Raw genomic sequence first — 22,526 nt, 5'->3', positions numbered from 1 at the left:
TATAAAGGAGCACTGCACGTGAAGAGCACCGTCGAAAAGCTGAGCCCGACCCGGGTTCGCATCAACGTCGAGGTTCCCTTCGCAGAGCTCGAACCAGATTTTTCCAAGGCATACAAGGAGCTGGCCCAGCAGGTCCGCCTGCCCGGCTTCCGTCCCGGCAAGGCTCCCGCCAAGCTGCTTGAGGCGCGTGTCGGCCGGGCCGCCGTGCTGGAGCAGGTCGTCAACTCCGCCCTTCCGGGCCGGTACAGCGAGGCTGTCACCGCGTCCGACGTCAAGCCGCTCGGACAGCCCGAGATCGAGGTCACCAAGATCGAGGACGGCGAGGAGCTGACCTTCACCGCCGAGGTGGATGTGCGCCCCGAAATCGAGCTGCCCGATCTGAGCACGGTCGCCGTCACCGTCGAGCCGGTCACTGTTGAGGACTCCGAGGTCGACGCTGAGCTGGACTCGCTGCGTGCACGGTTCGGGACCCTCAAGGGTGTCGAGCGTGCCGCCGAGGACGGCGACTTCGTGTCGATCGACCTGTCGGCCACCGTGGACGGCAAGGAGGTCGAGGATGCCGCGACCACCGGCCTGTCCCACGAGATCGGCTCCGGACAGCTGATCGACGGCCTGGATGAGGCCATCATCGGTCTGAAGGCCGGCGAGGAGAAGGTGTTCACCACCAAGCTGGCCGCCGGTGAGTTCGCCGGACAGGACGCTGAGGTCACCGTCAAGGTCGGGTCGATCAAGGAGCGCGAGCTTCCCGCCGCCGACGACGACTTCGCCCAGCTGGCAAGCGAGTTCGACACCATCGGCGAGCTCAAGGACAGCCTCACCGAGCAGGTGAAGGGGCGCAAGCGCATCGCGCAGGCCGACGAGATCCGCGATGAGACCATCACCGCACTGCTCGCCACGGTCGAGATCCCGGTGCCCGAGAAGATCCTCGAGGAGCAGATCGGTAACAGCCTGCACGAGGCCGTTCACGGTCTGGATCACAACGAGGAGAAGCTCAACGAACTGCTCGAGGAGCAGGGCACCTCGCGTGAAGAGTTCGACAAGGACCTGCGTGAGTCCGCGACCAAGTCCATCAAGACCGAGCTGCTGCTCGATGTGATCGCCGACAAGTTCGACATCAACGTCGACCAGCAGGACCTCACCGAGCGTCTGGTTCTCATGTCCCGTCAGTACGGCATCGAGCCGCAGCAGCTGGTGCAGTACCTGACCCAGCAGCAGCAGCTGCCCGGCCTGTACGTCGACGTGCGCCGCGGTAAGGCCATCGCCGAAGTCATCCGTCAGGCCAAGGTGACCGACTCCACTGGCGCCGATGTCGACGTCGACGCCGTGCTGGGGCCGCGTCGTGGCGGGGCTGACGAGGCCGGCGCAGATGCAGCCGCCGAGGAGAGCGCGGACAAGGGCAAGAAGAAGGGCAAGGACGACGACAAGTCCGAAAAGTCCGAGAAGAAAGCCAAGAAGAAGAGCAAGGACGACGCCGGAGAAGCCGCCGACGCCTAAATGACGACGTGATGAGCCATTGTGGCGAGGAACATCACGCTCTGAGCGAACTCGCCCGTTGTGGGGAGTGCGCAGCCGCCGATGTTGGTTAATGTCGGCAGTACACGGAATTGGTTCTCAAGCGAAATCCCGAAGTGCTAGACGAAGGCAGGTTGCACAGTGACTGAAATGCGTTCGGCGACAGCCGGGCTCAACCTCATCGACTCGGTGTATGAGCGCCTGCTCTCCGAGCGCATCATTTTCCTGGGCCAGCAGGTGGACGACGACATCGCCAATAAGCTGTGCGCGCAGATTCTGCTGCTGACGGCCGAGGACCCCACCAAGGACATCCACCTGTACATCAACTCACCGGGTGGGTCGATCAGCGCCGGCATGGCGATCTTCGACACCATGGAGCTGTCCGAGTGCGATATCGCCACGTACGCGATGGGCATGGCGGCATCGATGGGCGAGTTCCTGCTCGCGGCGGGCACCAAGGGCAAGCGGCACGCGCTGCCGCACGCCCGGATCCTGATGCACCAGCCTCTCGGTGGTGTGACCGGTAGCGCCTCCGATATCGCTATCCAGGCCGAGCAGTTCACGGTCATCAAGAAGGAAATGTTCCGCCTCAACGCTGAATTCACCGGCAAGAGTGTCGAACAGATCGAGACCGATTCGGACCGCGACCGCTGGTTCACCGCGGCGGAGGCACTGGAGTACGGGTTCGTCGACAAGATCATCACCCGCGGCAATCTCAACGGCAGCAAGGGAGCCTCCAAGTGATCTCGAAGCACCTCAACCCGGAACTGGCTCCGCAGGCGCGCTACATCCTGCCCTCGTTCATCGAGCACTCGAGCTTCGGTGTCAAGGAGTCCAACCCGTACAACAAGCTGTTCGAGGAGCGCATCATCTTCCTCGGCGTGCAGGTGGACGACGCCTCGGCCAACGACATCATGGCCCAGCTGCTGGTGCTGGAGTCGCTGGATCCCGATCGTGAGATCACCATGTACATCAACTCCCCGGGTGGCTCCTTCACCTCGTTGATGGCGATCTACGACACCATGCAGTACGTCCGCTCGGACATCCGCACGGTGGTGCTGGGCCAGGCCGCCTCGGCCGCGGCCGTGCTGCTCGCAGCGGGCACTCCCGGAAAGCGGATGGCGCTGCCCAATGCCCGCGTGCTGATCCACCAGCCCTCGCTGTCCGGTGTGATCCAGGGTCAGTTCACCGACCTGGAGATCCAGGCCAAGGAGATCGAGCGCATGCGCGTGCTGCAGGAGACGACCCTGTCGCGGCACACCGGCAAGGCCGCGGAGATCATCCGTAAGGACACCGACCGCGACAAGATCTTCACGGCCGAGGAGGCCAAGGAGTACGGGATGATCGACGTCGTTCTGGAATACCGCAAGCTGTCCGCACAGGCCACCTCGTAGCTGCCGGGCGGCGAGTCCGGATAACAGTTGCAACACACCGGTCCTCGGTGCGCGTCATCGGCGGCCTAGGTCGGTGTGAGGCGATATGTTCTCCAGCACGGCAGGGCGTAAATGCCGTCGGTGCTATTCGGTTTATCGGTCGCGGGGTGTCCGGTATAGCGGGTAGCGTCGGGACCAACAGGTCAGCGGACGTGTTGACACCACGATCCACCACCGTGTGACAGGAAGTAGGACTGGCCACCATGGCACGTATCGGAGACGGCGGCGACCTGCTGAAATGCTCGTTCTGCGGAAAGAGCCAGAAGCAGGTTAAGAAGCTCATCGCCGGCCCCGGCGTGTACATATGCGATGAATGCATCGACCTCTGCAACGAGATTATTGAAGAGGAACTGGCCGACGCCGACGACGTCAAGCTCGATGAGCTGCCCAAACCCGTGGAGATCCGCGAGTTCCTGGAGAATTACGTCATCGGCCAGGACAACGCGAAGAAGACCCTCGCCGTCGCCGTCTACAACCACTACAAGCGCATCCAGGCCGGAGACAAGGCCCGCGATGCCCGCGGTGAGACCGTTGAGCTGGCTAAATCCAATATCTTGATGCTCGGCCCCACCGGCTGTGGCAAGACCTACCTGGCCCAGACGCTGGCCAAGATGCTCAATGTGCCGTTCGCCATCGCCGACGCCACCGCCCTCACCGAGGCCGGCTACGTGGGCGAGGATGTGGAGAACATTCTCCTCAAGCTGATTCAGGCGGCCGACTACGACGTGAAGCGTGCGGAGACCGGCATCATCTACATCGACGAGGTCGACAAGATCGCTCGCAAGAGCGAGAACCCGTCCATCACCCGCGACGTCTCCGGTGAGGGCGTGCAGCAGGCGCTGCTGAAGATCCTGGAAGGCACGCAGGCTTCGGTGCCCCCGCAGGGCGGCCGCAAGCACCCGCACCAGGAGTTCATCCAGATCGACACCACCAACGTGCTCTTCATCGTGGCCGGTGCGTTCGCGGGCCTGGAGAAGATCGTGTCGGATCGTGTCGGCAAGCGCGGCCTGGGCTTTGGCGCCGAGGTCAAGTCGAAGGCCGATATCGACACCACCGACCACTTCGCCGAGGTCATGCCCGAGGATCTGATCAAGTTCGGTCTCATCCCCGAGTTCATCGGCCGTCTGCCGATCGTCGCCTCGGTGACGAACCTGGACCGCGAATCGCTCATCACGATCCTGTCCGAGCCGAAGAACGCGTTGGTCAAGCAGTACACCCGCCTCTTCGACATGGACGGTGTCGAGCTGGAATTCAGCCAGGATGCGCTGGAAGCCATCGCCGATCAGGCCATCCACCGTGGCACCGGCGCCCGCGGTCTGCGCGCCATCATGGAGGAAGTGCTGCAGCCGGTGATGTACGACATCCCGAGCCGCGACGATGTCGCCAAGGTCGTGGTGACCGGGGAGACCGTCATCGACAACGTGCTGCCGACGATTGTGCCGCGCAAGCCCTCGCGTGCCGAACGGCGCGATAAGAGCGCCTAGTTCGTCGCGATGAGCGCCATAGCGCTGGCGCGGGCTGAGCGTATCGATCTCGCCAACCTCCTGGCCGGGCTTACTCCGGAGCAGTGGGATGCGCCGTCCCTGTGTACGCAATGGCGGGTGCGTGACGTGGTCGCGCACATGATCGGGTACGAGGATCTCAGCGGTACCGAGTTCTTCCCCCGCGTCGTCAGGGGCGGCTTCAATCCGAATCGCATCAACGCCAACCGTCTCGCCGAACTCGCGAACCGAACCCCCGAGCAGCTGCTGGCGATGGTCCGGGCCTCGGAGACGCCGCGCTCGCTGACATCGGGATTTGGCTGCCGGATTGCCCTATTGGACGGCATCGTCCATCAACAGGACATCCGTCGCCCGCTGGGGATCCCGCGCGAGATTCCGGGAGAACGGATGCGCGTCGCCATGGATTTCGCGCGGTGGGCGCCGCCGGTACGGGGCGCGCTGCGCGCCCGCGGTGTGCGGCTCGTGGCTGCCGACCTTGACTGGTCTCGGGGGAGGGGGCCCGAGGTCACCGGACCCGCCGAGGCGCTGCTGATGGCGATGGCCGCACGTCCCTGCGTTCTGGCGGATCTCGATGGCCCGGGTAAATCGACCCTGGCGCAACATATTTCGTAAACCCTCGTAAGCTTGTAGTGATGTCCACCGAGTTCATGAGTCAACCGACGCTAGAGGGACCAAGGCTCACCCTGCGTCCGTTGGAAGACGACGACCTTGAGCCGCTGTACCGTGCTGCCAGCGATCCGCTCATCTGGGCGCAGCACCCAAGCACGGACCGTCACCAGCGGCCGGTCTTCGAGAAGTGGTTTGTGGAGGCCCTCGCCGCGAAATCGCTTGTCATCATCGATCATTCCACCGGGGAGATGATCGGCTCTTCTCGGTTTTACGAGTGGGATCCGGATAGGCGCGAGGTTGCGATCGGGTACACGTTCATCACCCGTGAATACTGGGGCGGCACGGTGAACGCCGAGCTCAAGACGCTCATGCTGGATTATGCGTTCATCAACGCCGACCTGGTGTGGTTCCATGTGGCCGCGGACAATCTGCGGTCGCAGCGTGCGCTCGCCAAGATCGGTGCCCACGAGCATCACCGTCAGAAGCGGGAGATCAACGGCGCGCTGGAGGACTACGTCTACTTCACGATCACGGCCGCAGACTGGCGAGAAGCCTCCGACTGAGCGCCACGTTGTCCGCGAAGCAGAACGTGGCGCCCAGTCCTCGACCAATCAGCGTGTAGCTGGATCTTCGTCGACGTCCACATCGGACCGAGCGCTGTCCTGCTCGGCGCGCTGGGCCGCCTCACGCATCTCGAAGGCGTCCGTAGCGATCTCGCCGAGCTGCCGGGTGACGTCCACCACCGCGTTGGTGATGATCTTGGCGATCTCACCCACATGCTCGGCGGTCGACGACACGACCTCCTGGGCCAGGTCCTTATTGCGTTCGAACTTGCTCACCACGACACCTAACCTACGCGTCTACCAGCTCACCGCGCTCGTCAACGACCACGACCTCGGTCGGCTTACTTCTGCTCTTGTCCCGGTCTATGTGCACCACGAGCTCCTCCTCGCCGCGGAACCAGCCGTTAGGCAGGGACAGGCGAGCGATCTTCTTCCAAGTGGACGAGAGCTGGGCGAAGAGACCACCCGTGTTGTAGGGCAGGCCGTACTTCTGGCACAGCTCGCGCACCTCGGTGGCCATCTCCGGATAGCGATTGGCGGGCAGATCCGGGAACAGGTGGTGCTCGATCTGGTGGGACAGGTTGCCGCTCATGATGTGAAACAGCCTGCTGCCCTCGATGTTCGCAGAGCCGAGCAGCTGCCGGACATACCACTCACCACGTGTCTCGTTGGCGGTCTCCTCCTTGGAGAAGGTCTGGGTGCCGGACGGGAAGTGTCCGCAGAAGATGATCGAGAACGTCCACACATTGCGCACGAAATTGGCTGACATATTGCCCAGGAAGGTGATCGGAAACAGCGGGCCGGTGAGCGCGGGGAAGATCACGTAGTCCTTGAGAACCTGCTTACTGGCCTTGTGCCACATGCCTTTGATCAACGGCTTCAGGTCGTACCATTTGCGCTTGCCCTTCACGATGTTCTCGGCCTCAAGCTCGTGCACCATGACGCCCCACTCGAAGAACACCATCAGGGCGGTCGCCCATGCCAGGTTGCCCAAGTAGTAGGGGTTCCACTTCTGTTCGGGTGCCATGCGCAGGATGCCGTAACCCACGTCGCGGTCCATGTCGACGATGTTGGTGTAGGTGTGGTGCAGGTAGTTGTGCGAATGCCGCCACTGGTCGGCGGGGCACACGGTGTCCCATTCGAAGTCGCGTGAGTTGAGGCCCTTTTCACGCATCCAGTCGTACTGGCCGTGCATGACGTTGTGGCCGATCTCCATATTGTCGAGGATCTTGGAGACGGACAGCGCGCCCACCGCGGCGAGCCACACCGGCGGGATGAACCCCAGGTACATCAGGGCGCGTCCGGCGGCCTCGCAGCCGCGCTGCGTCTTGATGATCGAGTAGATGTACTCGCGATCACGGTCGCCCAGGTCGGCGACAACGCGCTCGCGCAATTCATCGAGATCCTTGCCCAGCGCCTCGATATCGGCTGCGCTGATGGTGATTTCGTTGCTTGGCATCGGACTGCTCTCCTTCAGGGCTGTTTAGAGGTTGATTGAGACGTCGCCGACGGGGGCGGTGATGCAGAGCTGGATGTGCTGATCGGGGTCGTCATTCTCGTCGCCGGTGCGCAGGTTCCGGGTGCATCCGGATGTCTTCACCGCCGTGCAGGCGAAGCAGATTCCCATTCGGCAGCCGAACTCGGGCTGCAGTCCGGCGGCCTCGGCCTGTTCGAGGATGGGCCGGCCGTCGTTTTCGGCGGTGATATCGGAGGTGGCGAATCGCAGCACGCCCCCGGCCTCCCCGGTGGTGCCCGACGTGGTGAGGGTGAACTCCTCGGTGTGCAGGCGGTCGGAGAGTCCGCGCTCGGCGAACAGCGTGCTCACCGCCTCGTGCAGCGAGGGCGGTCCACACAGGAACGTCTGAGCGTCCGCACTCCAGGGCGCGATCGCATCGAGCTGCGCAGCACTGAAGTGCTGGCCGCCGTCGCGCGTGTACTCCGTGTGCACGGTGACCGAGGGCACCTCGCCGAGGGCGGTGAGCTCGCGTGCGTACGCGTTGTCCGCGGCTGTCGGCGCGTAGTAGAGCACCGCGAGCTGGCCCGGGTACCCATTGCCGATGAGTGTTCTCGCCATTGAGAGCACGGGTGTAATCCCACTACCGGCCGCGATCAGAACTGTCCGAATGGGTCGCGGCGAGGGGAGGACGAAGGTGCCGGAGGCCGGGGTGATGCTGTACACGTCGCCGACCGCGGCGTGTTTGTACAGGTGGTTGGACACCAGCCCGTCGGGCCTGCGGGCGATGGTCAGCTCGATGATGTCGCGGGCGTCGTCCGCGCAGGACGGCGAGAAGCAGCGGACATGCCGGACGCCGTCGATGACGACGCCCAACTGTACGAATTGACCTGCGCGAAAGCCCCTGAACTGGTGGGTGGTGCGCAACGTTAAGGTCACCGATCGGGTGGTACGGCGCTGCACGCGAACGACGCGGGCGCGAGCCTCTTCCCAGGTGATCATCGGGTCGACGAGCTCGAGATACCGGTCGACCGCGTGCGGGGTAAGTGCGGCTGTCAGCAGCCGGCCCAGTGAGGATTCAGGAGTCAGGATGCGTCGGGTGGCTTTAGTTAGAAATGTCATTCGAACTCCCTCCATTAGGTTAACGAATGTACACTGAAATTGTGAACCAACAGGCCCCCACTCAGTCAAGCCGCAATCACCGTGTCGGTCATCACAGCGATACAGTGACCGCTATGACCAGTCGTCGTGAACGGGGACCGCATGCGGGTGTCTCCACGCGGCGTGAATCGGTTCGGGGTGAGCAGAAACTGCGCACCAGGACCTCGCTGATCGAGGCGGCTCTCGAACTTTCACGAACCCAGGCCTTCTCCGGGCTCAGCCTGCGCGATGTGGCCCGTGGAGCGGGGATCTCGCCGACGGCCTTCTATCGCCACTTCTCGTCGCTCGATGACTTGGGCGTCGCGTTGGCGGAGGAAGGGATGCGCATAGCGCGGGGTATCGCGCGGGAAATCCGGCGACGTGAACCGGCGTCATTGGCGGAGGCCATGCGGATTCTTGCCGAGCAGGTGCAGGAAAACCCTGATCAGCTGAGGTTTGTTGTCACCGAGCGGTACACCGCACCCACCGAGGTGCGGCGGGCCGTGAACATCGAGATGCGGCTGCTCGCGGGGGAGCTGGCGATCGATCTGGCGCGCCGCGACCAGATGCGCCTGTGGGATTCCGCCGACCTCACGACGGCGGCCAACCTGATTTTGTCGATCGCCGCCAACGCGGTGGCCGAGTTGGTGCAGCCCGACGCCGAGACCGACGACGTCGTCGAGAGCGCTACCAGCGCGCTGACGATGGCCTTTGTCGGCCTGCAGAACTGGCGCTCCCAGTAGTCGAGAGTTCGCTCGCTAGTCGCGGCGCTCCGCTTCGCCGAGTCGCTGATGCAGCCGGTCGCGGATCTCATCCACCGTGTACGCCTCGCGTTTGCGTTGATCGCGCACGACTAGCACGCCCCCTGCTGCCACCCCGACGGCCCCGGCGAGCCCGAGCCACTTCCACATGTTGGCCATCGGACCAGGTTACGGTGCGGGGATGAGCCGCTTGCGTGATGACGGTCGGGCCGTGTCGATCGATGAGGCGCTCGATGCGACGCGCACCGGTGACATCTGGGTGTTCCGCGGACGTTCGGGCCCCGATCGACTCATCCAGACGTTGTCGAACAGCCCGGTCAACCACGTCGGCATGACGGTGGCGATCGACGATCTGCCGCCGCTCATGTGGCACGCCGAACTGGGCAACAAACTCACCGACGTGTGGACCGGCGACAACCATCGGGGAGTGCAGCTCCACGATGCGCGCGCGGCGATCGAGCGATGGGCGCACGTGTATGGACAGCGGTGCTGGCTTCGGCAGCTGAGCCCGCGGGTAACCCGCGAGCAGGAGGACGCCGCACTGCGCGTCGTGGCCAGGATGGACGGGACGCCGTTTCCAGCCACCGCGCGATTGACCGGTCGCTGGATGCGTGGACGGCTTCCCACGGTTAGCGACCTCACCCGCGGACTGCCCTTCGTGCACAAGAAGGTTCGCGAGGTGGCCGAGCGGGACATCACAAAGCAACGGCAGGCTGGACTGGAGACAGCGTTCTGCGCCGAGACGGTGGCGATCACCCTCGAGGAGATGGGGCTGCTCATTACCGAGAAGCGCTCGAACTACTTCGACCCGGGATCGTTCTGGAGTGGCGACGACTTACCGATAGCGCCGGGGTACTCGCTGGGCAGGGAGATCGCGGTTGAGGTGCCGGAGGGTTAGATAACCCGATCCATCCGGGTGTAGACGTTCATGCTGTCCTCGCGCAGGAAGGCGACGAGCGTCATCCCCGACTGCGCCGCGAGGTCTACCGCCAGCGAGGACGGCGCCGACACCGCGGCCAGAATCGGAATTCCCGCCATGGTTGCCTTCTGCGCGAGCTCGAAGGAGGCCCGCCCACTGACCAGCAGCACGGTCGCAGCGAGGGGCACGCGGTCGTTTTCGAGGGCCCACCCGATGACCTTGTCCACCGCGTTGTGCCGGCCAATGTCCTCGCGCACCACCAGCATGGTTCCGTCCACGGTGAACAGCGCCGCGGCGTGAAGCCCGCCGGTCATCGCGAAAACCTTTTGCGCTGAACGAAGTTTGTCGGGCAGTCCCACCAGTGTGTGCGAGTCGATGGTGGAGGGGTCGTCGCCGGGGGAGAAGCGGCTGATGGTGCGCACCGCCTCCAGTGAGCCCTTACCGCAGACGCCGCAGGATGAGGTGGTGTAGAAATTCCTCGTCACCGCCGGGTCGGGTGCGGGAACCCCGGGCGCCAGGGTGACATCCAGAACGTTGTAGGTGTTCAGGCCGTCGGGTCCGTCGCCCTGGCAGTAGCGCACGGTCAGCAGGTCCTCGCGGCTGTCGATGACACCCTCGGTGAGCAGGAACCCTTGGGTGAGTTCGACATCTGATCCGGGGGTGCGCATGGTGACGGCCACCGCACGCCCATTCACCCGAATTTCCAGGGGTTCCTCGACGACGAGCGTCTCGCTGCGGTCACCTCGTCCGACACCTTCGATACGCCGGATCTTGCGGTTGTCAGTGACCCTACCCACGGGCCACCAATCGAATCACGACCGCCTTCGACACCGGGGTGTTGGACCTTTCGGCGACATGGTCAAGGGGGACAAGCGGATTGGTCTCCGGATAGTAGGCGGCGGCATTGCCTCGCGGGGTGGAGTACGGCACCAGGAGAAAGTCCTCGGCTCGGCGCTCCTCCAGCACCCCGTCAGCGTCCAGGTACTCAGATACCAGATCAACCCGCGCGCCCTCGCTCAACCCGAATGCCGCAAGATCTTCCGGGTTGACGAAAACCACCCGACGGCCGCCCTTGACGCCTCGGTAGCGGTCGTCCAGGCCGTAAATGGTGGTGTTGTATTGGTCATGGCTGCGCAGTGTCTGCAGCACTAACCGGCCCGGGGGCACCGGCACCCACTCCAACGGTGCCACTGAGAAGTTGGCTTTACCTGTGTGGGTGGGGAACTGGCGCTCGTCGCGAGGCGGGTGTGGTAGCGCGAACCCATCCGGCCGGCGAACCTTGGTGTTGTAATCGGCGCATCCGGGCACCACCCGTGAGATGGCATCGCGGATGGTGTCATAGTCGTCGACAAACCGGCCCCACGGCACCGGGTGTCCGGGCCCCAGGATGGTGTGTGCCAGTTGGCATACGATGGCTACCTCGCTGCGCAGCATTGTGCTGGGTGGATGCAGGCTGCCGCGCGACAGATGCACCATGGACATCGAATCTTCCACGGAAACAAGCTGTTTACCGGATTCTTGGATGTCTCTGTCGGTGCGTCCGAGGGTGGGCAGGATAAGTGCGGTGCGTCCATTCACCAGGTGACTGCGGTTGAGCTTGGTGGAGATCTGCACGGTCAGTGCGCAATTGCGTAGTGCGGCCTCGGTAACTGCAGTGTCCGGGGTGGCCGACGCGAAGTTGCCGCCCATGCCGATGAACACCGAGACCTTGCCGTCCCGCATGGCGCGGATCGCATCAACCGTGTCGAATCCGTGCTTACGGGGGGTGGTGATGCCGAACTCGGAATCCAGTGCGGCCAGGAAGGTTTCGGGCATTTTTTCCCAGATGCCCATGGTGCGGTCGCCCTGGACGTTCGAGTGACCGCGCACAGGGCACACTCCGGCACCCGGCTTGCCGATCATGCCGCGCATCAGCAGCAGATTCGTCGCTTCACCGATGGTGGCAACCGCGTGCCGATGCTGGGTGAGGCCCATGGCCCAGCAGAAGATGGTGCGTTTCGATTCGGCTAAGAGTGTGGCAACCGTTTGTAACTGGGCCATCTCGATACCCGTTGCCTGCGTGACGGTTTCCCAGTCGACCGTCCGCGTCCGCGCGGCCCATTCCTCGTAGCCTGCGCAATGCTCATCGATGAACTGCCGGTCGACGACGCTCCCGGGGTTGGCGTCTTCGGCCTCCAGCAGCAGTCGGCCCAGCCCTGCGAAGAGCGCCATATCGCCACCGAGGCGGATCTGCACGAACTCGTCGGCGATCGCCACGCCATGGCCGATCACGCCGTTGACCTTCTGTGGGTCTTTGAATCGGAGCAGCCCGGCCTCGGGGAGTGGGTTGACGGCAATGATCTTGGCGCCGTTGGCTTTCGCCTTCTCCAATACTGACAGCATGCGGGGATGGTTGGTACCGGGATTCTGGCCGGCGATGAGAATGACGTCGGCGTGCTCGATATCGGGCACGGACACCGAGCCCTTACCGATGCCGATCGAGTCCGTTAGCGCGGTGCCCGACGACTCGTGGCACATGTTGGAACAGTCGGGCAGGTTGTTGGTGCCCAGGCTGCGGACCAGCAGCTGGTAGCAGAATGCGGCCTCGTTGCTCGTGCGCCCCGAGGTGTAGAAAACCAGGCGGTCCGGGTCGGTGGTGGCCTTGATCTCGTGGGCGATGAGCTCGTACGCGTCGTCCCAATCAATCGGCCGGTAATGCGATTCGCCCGGGCGCAGCACCATCGGGTGGGTCAGTCGACCTTGCTGGCTGAGCCAGTATTCGGGCAGCTCGCGGAGTTCCTCCACGGAGTGCTGGGCGAAAAATGCCGGGGTGACTGTGCGCTTAGTCGCTTCTTCCGCAACCGCTTTGGCCCCGTTCTCGCAGAACTCGGCAAGTTTGCGGTGACCCGGGGTTTCGGGCCACGCGCAACCTGGGCAGTCAAAACCGTGGCGTTGATTCAGCTTGGCCAGCGTTGCGGCAGTGCGCAATGGCCCCATTTGTTCGAAACCGCGTTGCAGGGAAACGCCGACGGCGGTCATCCCCGCGGCAACGTCCTTGGCTCCCGTGACGTCGACGTGGGATTCGCCGTTTTCGCCCGGTTCGCGTTCTGCGCCTTGAACAACCGTCGGTATCCGGTGCCCGGTCATAGTTCTCATTCTGGCCCTGTCGCGGGTGTCTGGGTGCCACAACCCCCGAATGCTGGTCCCCGGTGGCGGCGCAGAGAGGCAACCAAGCAGATGCTTGGCCCATCCTTGTGATTTGCCTCACGTCTACTGGCGGGTAGTGAGGTAACGGCACAGGCCAGGCCGCAGGTGGCGACTCGACACGTGTCAAGTTTCGCGCCTGCGGGTATGCCCTCGTCAAGGTCAGCGGTGTGAAAGTGCAATAATCGGTACCGAGAGTGACAGAAAACTCTGCTGAATGGTGGCGTACGTACCGTCACCGCCAGAGTTCGTCGTGAAAGGTAGGTCACCGGTGGGCGACGGAGCCGTATCGGAGAAGCTGGAAAAGGTCGTCATCCGGTTTGCTGGAGACTCTGGCGACGGTATGCAGCTCACCGGAGACCGATTCACTTCCGAGGCTGCCGTCTTCGGCAATGACCTCGCAACCCAGCCGAACTACCCCGCCGAGATCCGGGCGCCTCAGGGCACGCTCCCCGGTGTTTCGTCTTTCCAGATCCAGATTGCCGACTATGACATCCTCACCGCGGGCGACCGGCCCGATGTGCTGGTGGCGATGAACCCGGCCGCACTCAAGGCCAATATCGGCGATCTGCCGCGCGGCGGCATGGTGATCGCCAACTCAGACGAGTTCACCAAGCGCAATCTGGCCAAGGTCGGCTATCAGTCCGATCCGCTGGAGCACGACGACATGTCGGACTACGTGGTCTATCAGGTTCCGATGACCACGCTGGCGCTGGGCGCTGTCGAGTCCGCCGGGGTCTCCAAGAAGGATGGCGCGCGCACCAAGAACATGTTCGCGTTGGGGCTGTTGTCCTGGATGTACCACCGTCCGCTCGAGGGCACCGAGCAGTTCCTGCGTGAGAAGTTCGCGAAGAAGCCCGATGTGGCCGAGGCCAACATCCTGGCTTTCCGGGCGGGCTGGAACTACGGCGAGACCACCGAAGCCTTCGGCACCACCTACGAGGTCGCCAAGGCGTCGCTTCCCGCGGGCGAGTACCGCCAGGTCTCGGGTAACACGGCATTGGCCTACGGCGTTGTCGCTGCGGGCCAGCTCGCCAAGACTCAGGTGGTGCTCGGTACCTACCCGATCACCCCGGCATCGGACATCCTGCATGAGCTGAGCAAGCTCAAGAACTTCGGCGTGCTGACCTTCCAGGCCGAGGATGAAATCGCGGGAATCGGTGCCGCCCTGGGCGCTTCGTTCGGCGGGGCCCTCGGTGTCACCAGCACCTCTGGTCCCGGTGTGGCGCTCAAGAGTGAGGCGGTGGGTCTTGCGGTGATGACGGAACTGCCGCTGCTGGTGATCGACGTGCAGCGCGGCGGACCGTCGACAGGCCTGCCGACTAAGACCGAGCAGGCGGACCTGCTGCAGGCCCTGTACGGCCGCAACGGCGAGTCGCCCATCGCGGTGCTGGCCCCGCGTTCGCCCTCGGACTGCTTCGATATCGCCGTCGAGGCGGTGCGGATTGCGCTCACCTACCGGACCCCGGTGATGATCCTGTCCGATGGTGCGATCGCCAACGGTTCTGAGCCGTGGGCCATCCCGGATATCGCGAGCTACCCGGCGATCGAGCACACCTTCGCCACCCCCGATCAGGACTTCGCGCCTTACAACCGCGATCCGGAGACGCTGGCCCGGCAGTTCGCCGTTCCGGGTACTCCCGGTTTGGAGCACCGCATCGGTGGTCTGGAGAAGGCCAACGGTTCGGGCAATATCTCGTACGACCCGGCCAACCACGACCTCATGGTGCGGTTGCGTCAGCTCAAGATCGACGGAATCACGGTGCCGGACTTGGAGGTCGACGATCCGACCGGTGATGCGCAACTGCTGATGGTCGGGTGGGGCAGCTCTTACGGCCCCATCGGTGAGGCATGCCGTCGCGCTCGCCGTAAGGGACTCAAGGTGGCTCACGCCCACCTGCGCCATCTCAACCCGTTCCCGACGAACCTGGGTGAGGTGTTGCGTAAGTACCCGAAGGTCGTTGCGCCGGAGATGAACCTCGGACAGCTGTCGCTGCTGCTGCGCGGAAAGTTCCTTGTGGATGTGCAGTCGGTGACGAAGGTGCAGGGCATGGCCTTCCTCGCCGATGAGGTCGAAGAAATCATCGATGCGGCCCTGGATGGGTCGCTCGCCGAAAAGGAAAGTCAGAAGGCTGTTCTCGCGCGTGAATCCGCGGTGGCCGTAGGGGATCGAGCATGACCGACGTACTCAATGGAACTGGCAGCCTCAACGGTTTGGAGCTTGGCCTGACCGCCAATGCTCTGGTACCGACTACCGATGTGGAGCAGAAGTCGAAGGACTTCACCTCCGATCAAGAGGTGCGCTGGTGCCCGGGTTGCGGTGACTACGTCATCCTCAACACCATCCGTGGCTTCCTGCCGGAGCTTGGCCTCAAGCGCGAGAACATCGTGTTCATCAGCGGTATCGGCTGCTCCAGCCGGTTCCCGTACTACCTGGACACCTATGGCATGCACTCGATCCATGGGCGCGCACCGGCCATCGCGACCGGCCTGGCGCTGGCTCGCGAGGATCTTTCGGTGTGGGTGGTGACCGGTGACGGTGACGCATTGTCCATCGGCGGTAACCACCTGATCCACACCCTGCGCCGCAACGTGAACCTGACGATCCTGTTGTTCAACAACCGGATCTACGGCCTCACCAAGGGGCAGTACTCGCCGACCTCCGAGACCGGCAAGGTCACCAAGTCGACGCCGATGGGGTCGCTGGACTACCCCTTTAACCCGGTGTCGCTGGCGCTGGGTGCCGAGGCCACGTTCGTGGGACGGGCCCTGGATTCGGACAAGAAGGGTCTCTCGGAGGTGCTGCGCGCCGCAGCCGCCCACCGCGGTTCGGCACTCGTGGAGATCTTGCAGGACTGCCCGATCTTCAACGACGGGTCCTTCGACCTGTTGCGCAAGGAAGGCGCCGAGCAGCGCGTCATCAACGTGAGCCACGGCCAGCCGATCACCTTCGGGGCCGAGGGCGAACTCTGCGTCATCCGTTCGGGTTTCGGCCTTGAAGTGGCCAAGACCGCGGATGTGAAGGCCGAGGACATCGTGGTGCATGACGCGCATACGGATGATCCGGCCTACGCCTTTGCGTTGTCGCGGTTGTCCGAGCAGGACCTTGAGCACACCGTGATGGGTGTGTTCCGCAGCGTGCAGCGCGCGACCTATGACGATCTGGCCCGTGAGCAGCTGACCGCTGCCGCGGCCGCCAAGCCGAGTGACACCGCGGCATTGCAGGCGCTGCTGACCGGCCGGGACACCTGGACCGTCAGCTAGACCGAGAGCCCAGGTATTCGGATGCTTCGGCGTCTCCTCGCGCGCGATGGGCGGTTGCTCTCGTAGGATGCAGGGACGTTGATGCTTCCGGGCCACAGCCGGTGCGGGACACAACCTTCATGCCCTAGATACGAGGTGAGAAGGCCGTGAGGCAGTCGCTGATTGCGGTAGCAACAGTTGTGGCGATGATCGGTGTCTCGTTGGGTGGTGCCGATACGGCAGCGGCCGCCCCGGGGGGCGGCAACGCCAACGATGTCATCAACGAGCTCAAGGCCAATGGGTACCGGGTGATCATCACCAGGAGCGGGGGCGGCGACTTGAGCAAGTGCACGGTCACCTCGGTGGAAAAGCAGTCCCCGGTGACGGATGTGGGCGCGGGGCGCGATGCGCAGAACTATCCGACTACCGTCCCGGTGACCTCGCGCAAGATCGCGGTAGTCGCGCTGCGCTGCTGACCGAAATCCTGAAATACCTTCTACCGCAAATAGTTCTGCGCGCCGGCCGGAGAACGTGATCGCTGCGTCCTTGGCATCACGTACGGCGCTCGTGCGCTGCCTTTGTCGTGTGTGACCGGCGAATCGGTCTGTGTGCCAACTTTTTTCGCTCGAAGTGCGTAAGGCGACGCGGAATGGTTGCATTGTTTCTCCGGCAATCATGTGTCGCGATTGATAATTGGCAAATAGTGTTACGCCTGATATCAGAGTGAATAGAGTGAATTTGTCAATTCGCCACGCCGTATGTTGTTGAAGTTCCTATTGTTACTTGAGTGATTTGCCGCAATGGTGGCCGGGCTCACAAATTCGGCGTGATCTGACTCACTTATCGCAGGTAGGGCCAACCCTAAGGGAACCTGAGAATTTCCTAAGTGACCTGGGGTTAGTCGCTGGCAATTGGCTCTGTAATCGTTTCGTTATTGGTTTGGGATGTGCGTGTCGTGAGGTGACTTTCGCTGAATGGTTCCGTACGGTCCGACACGTCAACAAATCGGAGCAAAACTCCGAACCGTGAACCCTGTGTGCAAATGGGGCCAGGAACGCTGCGAGGCGGTCTGGCCGCCGGCCACCACAAGCCGGTGAGGCAGCAGCCGCCTCCCTTGTCGCGCCCGACCGAGACGGCGCGATCCGACGACGATGTCCACCTCGCCTGGAGGTGTGCCTGAACCCGCTGCGGTATCCGCAAGCGGGTGGTGTTCGGTGCGTGCCCGGCGAGAGGAACGACATGAATTACATCCGCAAAACGCTTACCGCAGCAGCCATCACCGGCGCGCTTGTCGCGGCTCCGATGGCGCTGGCTGGAACAGCGAGTGCGGATCCGGTCAACTGGGATGCCATCGCGAACTGCGAGTCCGGTGGCAACTGGGGAATCAACACCGGAAACGGCTACTACGGCGGTCTGCAGTTCAACATGGGCACCTGGCGCTCCAACGGCGGCTCCGGCTCCCCGCACCTTGCTTCGCGCGAGGAGCAGATCCGGATTGCCGAGAACGTGCTGGCCCGTCAGGGCATCGGCGCATGGCCAGTCTGCGGACGGCGCGGCTAGACCCGAGAACCACAGCTCGACCACATACAAGCCACCAGGGGCGATGACATTCCCCTTGGTGGCTTGTGTGGTTCTGTGCGTACCTTTCTTCCATGGACCAACTCGCGGCAGTGGTGCTCACCGGCGGGGCGTCGCGCCGCATGGGGCGCGATAAGGCGGCCATCCGCTGGGGCGGGCAGACATTGGCCCAACGCGCGGTGCGAACGGTGAGCTCACGCTGTGCTCCGGTGATCGTGGTCTGCGCGCCCGGGCAGGACATCGGGGATCTGCAGGCGGTCATCGTGGATGACCTTCAACCCGGCCAGGGGCCACTGGTGGCGCTGGGGCAGGGGCTACGGGCCGCCGGGGACAGAGGGGCTGGCAGAGCTTTCGTCTGTGCCGTCGACATGCCCCTGATCTCTGCGGCACTTGTCGAGGAACTCGCGACCGGCAGCGGTCGCATCGTCTTGGCCGCCGCCGTCGGCCGGGATCACTACCTGGCCGCCCTCTATGACGTAGGCCTATGCGACACCATTGATGAGTTGACCTCAGCGGGGGAACGCCGGATCGGCGCACTGATTGAGCGCGTTGGTGCGCAACGAATTTCGATATCCGACCCGACATGGGTCGTGAACGTGAACACAGAGGCGGATCTGAACGCCTTGCCGCCTCTACCCTGACAGGCGTGTCGCATTCTCATAGTCATTCCCACGCGATGCCGACGGGTCCGGCACCTCTTGGATCCAGCGCAGCCCGGATCGTGGTGGGTCTGCTCGCCGCGATGGGGGTCGCGGTCCTTATCGGGCTGGTGACGCTGTGGCCCGAGCATCGCACCGTGGACATTCCGCTGCCGTATCAAAACGCCCACGGTGGCGCGGTAACCACGGAGTCGGGCACGGTGCTGTCGACGCGCCTCGGCGAATGCGGCAGCCCGTCTACCGGGCAGGTGCTCACCGCCGACCCCGCAGCGGGGCAGACACCCGAATCGTCCTGTGCGCTTGACCTCATCGCCATCACCTCCGGCCCCAACTCGGGGGCCAAGACTCAGCTGGAGTTCACTTCCGGTGGTGGGCAACCGACTCTCGCTGCCGGAGAACACATCCGGATCACCAGACAGGTCGACGCGCAGGGCGCCACCACCTACAGCTTCTACGATTACGAACGCACCTGGCCGTTGATCGCTGTCGCCGCGGCGTTCGCGATAGTCATCTGTCTGGTGGCGCGCTGGCGTGGATTGCGTGCACTAGTCGGTATTTTTGTGGCCTTCCTGGTGCTGGCCGTCTTCCTGCTTCCGGCGCTACGCGACGGCGGCCCTGCGCTACCGCTGGCACTGATCGCGTCGGCCACGATCCTGTTCGTCGTCATCTACCTTGCCCACGGGGTCAGCATGCGCACCAGCGCGGCGCTGCTGGGCACGCTCACGGCGATGCTTTTCGCCGCGGGACTGTCCTGGGCCGTCATCGAGGTGACGCACCTAACGGGCCTGTCCGACGAGCAGAACAACGAAGTCGCCGCGTACATGGGGGGAGTGTCGATATCCGGGCTGCTGCTGGCCGGATTCATCATCGGATCGCTCGGTGTTCTCAACGATGTGACCGTCACTCAGGCGTCCACGGTGTTCGAACTGGCAGAGCTGGGCGATGGCTCCACCCGTAAGGACGTGTTCCTGGGTGCCATGCGGGTTGGGCGCGATCACATCGCCAGCACGGTCTACACGCTCGTGCTGGCGTACGCGGGGAACTCGCTACCGCTCATGCTGCTGTTCAGCGTCGCCAACCGCTCCCTGGGTGACGTGCTGACAAGCGAAGGTGTGGCCATCGAGATCGCCCGGTCCGCGGTGGGCGGTATCGCACTGGTGCTCTCGGTTCCCCTGACGACGGCCATCGCGGCGGCCCTGGCGACCCCCCGTCAAGCGCGTGTCGCCGAAGGCGGGCACGCGGCCTAGCCGAAGGCGCAGAACTCGTTTCCGTCCGGGTCGGTCAGCACGGTCCAGCGGATGTCGGTATCGGGGCCGCGCAGTGCGCGGGCACCGTCGTGCACCAATTCGGCGGCGTCGGCGCGCACATCCCAGTGCCAGCGGTTCTTCACCACGCGCTCGTCGGCAACCCGGACGAATTTCCAGATGAGGTCACCCCATCCGGCGCCATCGCGCAGCCACCGCAGGGTGCCGTCGGAGCCGGGAGTAAGTGTGCCGCCGACGAGACCCTGCCACCACCGGGCGAGTTCCACCGGTCTGTCGCTATCGGTGCACACTGCGAAGAGGCTTGCGGGCGTCTCGCTTTCGAGATGGGGGTCGAGGAACGCGCAAAACTCGTTGCCCTCGACGTCGGCCATCACGACCCAATCGGGTTCGGCTGTCAGTACCGTCGCGCCCAGCGCGGTGAGGTCCTCCGGGGCGCGCGCATACACATCGAAGTGCACACGGTTCTTGACAGACTTGGCCTCCGGGACGCGATTGACCCAGATGTCGACATCTTTGCCGCGCCGGATCAGGGCCTCGCCGGCCTCGTCGATATCGATCTCGCCGCCGATGGCCGCGGCCCAGAACTTGGCCACGGGCACCGGCAGTATCGCGTCGATGCAGAAGTCCTTGAGACTGGCGCTGGGCGCGGGCTCCGGCCCGGGAAGGGACACAGGGAGATCCTAGGGGTGAACCGCTATGTCGCACGCGTCATATCCGGCAATGCCCTGGAGCTGCCGCCAGAACAACGAGGCGGGTAGTCGGCCCGAAGCGCGTACCAGCAGCCCGCCCAACGCCGCGGGCCGTGCAAAGGTCGCGTGCCCGATCTGGCGGCTTCGATTGACTACCACCCGGGTACGGGACTTTCGCCGGCGCGCGTACTCGCGGAAAGCGCTTGGCAGAGAGGAACGTTCAGATATCGCGGCGCCGAGTACCGCGGCATCCTCGAGCGACTGGCATCCACCCTGGCCCAGGTGTGGCCGCATCGGATGCGCGGCGTCACCGACCAGTACCACCCGACCGCCGGTGATCCGGCGCAGACGTCCGCGGTCGTAGATATCGCCGCGGAGCACCGATGACTCGTCGCTCTGGCCCAACAGGTCCGGTATGGGTTCCGCCCACTTGCTGAACTTTCTTGCCAAGTAGTCGATTTCGCCGTCAGATGCGCGCTGCGCCTCGTGGGATCGCTCGCCGGCGAACCAGTAGGTGCGGCCGCCAGGCATGGGCAGGTGGCCGAATTCGATCCCCGGTCCCATGGTGACCCCTGCTAGCTCATCCGGAATCGCAACCTCGGCGATACCGCGCCACGCGGTGTATCCGGAGTATCGGAACGAGAGGGGTCCGTTGAGATATTGGGCGGCCAGCGATCCGATCCCGTCCGCTCCGATGACCGCGGCGGCGGTGAGCGACACGCCGTCGGACAGCTCGACAGAGGTCCCGTGCAGCCCATCTCGGACGTTGCTCACTCGCGCGCCGTAGCGCACGGTTCCCGGTGCGAGCCGGGTGGCCAGAATCGCCAGGAGTTGATTGCGTTCGGTGACCGCGACAGGTTCGCCCACTGCCTTGGTGAGTTGTCCGTTCGGCGGTTCCCGCAGTATTCGCCCGTCGTGCCAGCGCACCATGCCTGCCTCCACGCGTGCGCTGGCGTCACGCACATCGTCGCCGACACCGAGGGCATCGCATGCCGCTAATGCATTGGGCCACAAGGTAATCGCGTATCCGGTGGAGGTGCCGTCCCGGTCGTCGAGAACGATGACATCACGTCCTGACTGTTGTAACGCGACTGCGGTGGCCAGGCCGGCGATACCGGCACCAACCACGACGATGTGGCCGCTCATAGCTTGACGTTATGGGTGGACCCCACAGGGGTAAAGGGTCTGAGGTTGTGATGTTCGGCATTCGTTCACTCGGGGCTGATCTGCTTGGCTAAGGTTTACCAAACCCCAGTTATCTAGGAGGAGACCCATGGCCACACTCGACGAGCTGCTCAACGAGATTCCCACCGACCAGATCGCAGCGAAGCTTGGGGTCGACAGCGAGACCGCCGACAAGGCGATCAAGTCCGTGGTGCCGCTGCTTGTGGGCGGATTCCAGGCCAATGCCGACGACCCGGATAAGGCCGCTGATCTGCAGGCCAATGTCAGCAGCGCACCCAGCACCCTTCTCGACGGCGGAGTGAATGTTGAGGATGTCGATCAGAGCGCAGGCAACGCGGTCGTCGCTTCGCTGTTCGGCGACAACAACGCCGACGATGTCGCCGCGAAGCTGGCCGGGGCGGGCGCGGGTAGCAGCGACCTGATCAAGCAGCTGCTGCCGATCCTTGCTCCGATCGTTCTGGCCTTCGTCGCCAAGAAGCTCACCGGCGGCGGCGCGCAGGCCGCGCCCGCAGAGGCGCCCGCGGCCAGTGGCGGCGGTATCGGTGACATCCTGGGCAACATCCTCGGCAGCGCCGTCGGCGGCGGGGCGGCCTCGGGCGGGAACAACCCGCTCGGCAGCATCCTGGGCAGCGTGCTCGGCAGCAAGGGCGGCAGCGACGCCCTCGGCAGCATCCTTGGCGGACTGCTCGGCGGCAAGAAGTAGCCACACGGCAGAAGACGAAACCACCCGGCGCCTCACGGACCGGGTGGTTTTGTCGTATCAGGGCCCGTCTTGTCTGACGGATATGGCCTCGGTGTGGCGCGCGGTCCCCAACCGTGCGGTGGCGTCACG

22 protein-coding genes and 1 pseudogene are annotated in these 22,526 nt (G+C 64.1%); 15 read left to right on the top strand and 8 right to left on the bottom strand.

The window, feature by feature from the left end:
- Positions 1–18 precede the first annotated feature (18 nt).
- The 6 genes from tig (at position 19) to B4394_RS00935 (ending at position 5,619) form a co-directional block, all read left to right on the top strand.
- Complete coding sequence (tig, locus tag B4394_RS00960; RefSeq protein WP_078309175.1) at positions 19–1,494, top strand: trigger factor; 1,476 nt, start codon at positions 19–21, stop codon at positions 1,492–1,494.
- 168 nt (positions 1,495–1,662) lie between these two features.
- A complete protein-coding gene (locus tag B4394_RS00955; protein ID WP_030095101.1) occupies positions 1,663–2,256 on the top strand; it encodes an ATP-dependent Clp protease proteolytic subunit in 594 nt (197 codons plus the stop codon).
- A complete protein-coding gene (locus B4394_RS00950) occupies positions 2,253–2,906 on the top strand; it encodes an ATP-dependent Clp protease proteolytic subunit (protein ID WP_078309174.1) in 654 nt (217 codons plus the stop codon). The genes B4394_RS00955 and B4394_RS00950 overlap by 4 nt, the downstream gene beginning before the upstream one ends.
- A gap of 242 nt (positions 2,907–3,148) precedes the next feature.
- Entirely contained in the window at positions 3,149–4,429 is a 1,281-nt protein-coding gene (clpX, locus tag B4394_RS00945; RefSeq protein WP_078291227.1) for an ATP-dependent Clp protease ATP-binding subunit ClpX, read from the top strand.
- 9 nt (positions 4,430–4,438) lie between these two features.
- On the top strand, positions 4,439–5,059 hold the full coding sequence (locus B4394_RS00940; protein WP_078313888.1) for a maleylpyruvate isomerase family mycothiol-dependent enzyme: 621 nt from the start codon (positions 4,439–4,441) through the stop codon (positions 5,057–5,059).
- Positions 5,060–5,079: 20 nt separating this feature from the next.
- Complete coding sequence (locus B4394_RS00935; protein WP_078313887.1) at positions 5,080–5,619, top strand: GNAT family N-acetyltransferase; 540 nt, start codon at positions 5,080–5,082, stop codon at positions 5,617–5,619.
- Between the two features lie 48 nt (positions 5,620–5,667).
- Here B4394_RS00935 and B4394_RS00930 read toward each other — a convergent pair whose 3' ends face one another.
- The 3 genes from B4394_RS00930 to B4394_RS00920 are packed head-to-tail and all read right to left on the bottom strand — an operon-like array spanning position 5,668 to position 8,194.
- On the bottom strand, positions 5,668–5,898 hold the full coding sequence (locus tag B4394_RS00930; protein ID WP_078309171.1) for a hypothetical protein: 231 nt from the start codon (positions 5,896–5,898) through the stop codon (positions 5,668–5,670).
- 10 nt (positions 5,899–5,908) lie between these two features.
- Complete coding sequence (locus tag B4394_RS00925) at positions 5,909–7,078, bottom strand: fatty acid desaturase family protein (protein ID WP_078313886.1); 1,170 nt, start codon at positions 7,076–7,078, stop codon at positions 5,909–5,911.
- Between the two features lie 24 nt (positions 7,079–7,102).
- The gene (locus B4394_RS00920) at positions 7,103–8,194 is read right to left on the bottom strand and encodes a ferredoxin reductase (protein ID WP_078309169.1); all 1,092 of its coding nucleotides are present in this window, start codon (positions 8,192–8,194) and stop codon (positions 7,103–7,105) included.
- Between the two features lie 104 nt (positions 8,195–8,298).
- Here B4394_RS00920 and B4394_RS00915 point away from each other — a divergent pair, with 104 nt between their 5' ends.
- A complete protein-coding gene (locus tag B4394_RS00915; protein WP_170914944.1) occupies positions 8,299–8,955 on the top strand; it encodes a TetR family transcriptional regulator in 657 nt (218 codons plus the stop codon).
- 15 nt (positions 8,956–8,970) lie between these two features.
- Here B4394_RS00915 and B4394_RS24975 read toward each other — a convergent pair whose 3' ends face one another.
- Positions 8,971–9,132, bottom strand: a complete 162-nt coding sequence (locus B4394_RS24975; RefSeq protein WP_139359845.1) for a hypothetical protein — start codon at positions 9,130–9,132, stop codon at positions 8,971–8,973.
- A 52-nt stretch (positions 9,133–9,184) separates the two neighbouring features.
- Between B4394_RS24975 and B4394_RS00910 the strand changes: the two genes are divergently transcribed.
- Positions 9,185–9,871, top strand: coding sequence for a guanylate cyclase (locus B4394_RS00910; RefSeq protein WP_176138276.1), 687 nt, complete (start codon positions 9,185–9,187; stop codon positions 9,869–9,871).
- Here B4394_RS00910 and fdhD read toward each other — a convergent pair.
- Together fdhD and B4394_RS00900 are read right to left on the bottom strand one after the other, a co-directional pair.
- Positions 9,868–10,689, bottom strand: a complete 822-nt coding sequence (gene fdhD, locus B4394_RS00905) for a formate dehydrogenase accessory sulfurtransferase FdhD (RefSeq protein ID WP_078309166.1) — start codon at positions 10,687–10,689, stop codon at positions 9,868–9,870. The genes B4394_RS00910 and fdhD overlap by 4 nt on opposite strands.
- Positions 10,682–13,018 carry an FdhF/YdeP family oxidoreductase gene (locus tag B4394_RS00900; RefSeq protein ID WP_078313884.1) on the bottom strand — a complete coding sequence of 779 codons (2,337 nt, stop codon included), beginning with the start codon at positions 13,016–13,018 and terminating at the stop codon, positions 10,682–10,684. Before B4394_RS00900 ends, fdhD begins: the two co-directional genes overlap by 8 nt.
- Positions 13,019–13,292: 274 nt before the next feature.
- Here B4394_RS00900 and B4394_RS00895 point away from each other — a divergent pair, with 274 nt between their 5' ends.
- The 6 genes and pseudogenes from B4394_RS00895 to B4394_RS00870 all read left to right on the top strand — a co-directional run bounded on the left by B4394_RS00895 (position 13,293) and on the right by B4394_RS00870 (position 19,802).
- Complete coding sequence (locus B4394_RS00895) at positions 13,293–15,254, top strand: 2-oxoacid:acceptor oxidoreductase subunit alpha (RefSeq protein ID WP_078309164.1); 1,962 nt, start codon at positions 13,293–13,295, stop codon at positions 15,252–15,254.
- The gene (locus B4394_RS00890; protein WP_078309163.1) at positions 15,251–16,339 is read left to right on the top strand and encodes a 2-oxoacid:ferredoxin oxidoreductase subunit beta; all 1,089 of its coding nucleotides are present in this window, start codon (positions 15,251–15,253) and stop codon (positions 16,337–16,339) included. Before B4394_RS00895 ends, B4394_RS00890 begins: the two co-directional genes overlap by 4 nt.
- Before the next feature lie 146 nt (positions 16,340–16,485).
- Positions 16,486–16,794: a hypothetical protein gene (locus B4394_RS00885; RefSeq protein WP_078309162.1), complete on the top strand. Its 309-nt coding sequence runs from the start codon at positions 16,486–16,488 to the stop codon at positions 16,792–16,794.
- An 859-nt stretch (positions 16,795–17,653) separates the two neighbouring features.
- Positions 17,654–17,878, top strand: a pseudogene (locus B4394_RS00880) (transglycosylase family protein); the annotation flags it as partial.
- Positions 17,879–17,970: 92 nt separating this feature from the next.
- The gene (mobA, locus tag B4394_RS00875; RefSeq protein ID WP_078313883.1) at positions 17,971–18,537 is read left to right on the top strand and encodes a molybdenum cofactor guanylyltransferase; all 567 of its coding nucleotides are present in this window, start codon (positions 17,971–17,973) and stop codon (positions 18,535–18,537) included.
- A gap of 5 nt (positions 18,538–18,542) precedes the next feature.
- A complete protein-coding gene (locus B4394_RS00870) occupies positions 18,543–19,802 on the top strand; it encodes a YibE/F family protein (RefSeq protein WP_176138269.1) in 1,260 nt (419 codons plus the stop codon).
- Here the strand turns inward: B4394_RS00870 and B4394_RS00865 are convergent.
- Both B4394_RS00865 and B4394_RS00860 read right to left on the bottom strand, forming a co-directional pair.
- Positions 19,799–20,491, bottom strand: coding sequence for a VOC family protein (locus B4394_RS00865; protein ID WP_078313882.1), 693 nt, complete (start codon positions 20,489–20,491; stop codon positions 19,799–19,801). The genes B4394_RS00870 and B4394_RS00865 overlap by 4 nt on opposite strands.
- A gap of 9 nt (positions 20,492–20,500) precedes the next feature.
- Positions 20,501–21,655, bottom strand: a complete 1,155-nt coding sequence (locus B4394_RS00860; RefSeq protein ID WP_078313881.1) for an FAD-dependent oxidoreductase — start codon at positions 21,653–21,655, stop codon at positions 20,501–20,503.
- Positions 21,656–21,782: 127 nt separating this feature from the next.
- Between B4394_RS00860 and B4394_RS00855 the strand changes: the two genes are divergently transcribed.
- Complete coding sequence (locus tag B4394_RS00855; protein WP_078313880.1) at positions 21,783–22,397, top strand: DUF937 domain-containing protein; 615 nt, start codon at positions 21,783–21,785, stop codon at positions 22,395–22,397.
- Positions 22,398–22,526: the final 129 nt, after the last annotated feature.

It is taken from the genome of Mycobacterium sp. D16Q16 (assembly GCF_002013745.1).
In the GTDB taxonomy this organism is placed as follows: Bacteria; Actinomycetota; Actinomycetes; order Mycobacteriales; family Mycobacteriaceae; genus Mycobacterium.
The sequence above is the reverse complement of the archived record's forward strand: the minus strand, read 5'-3'. Positions and strand labels throughout refer to the sequence as shown.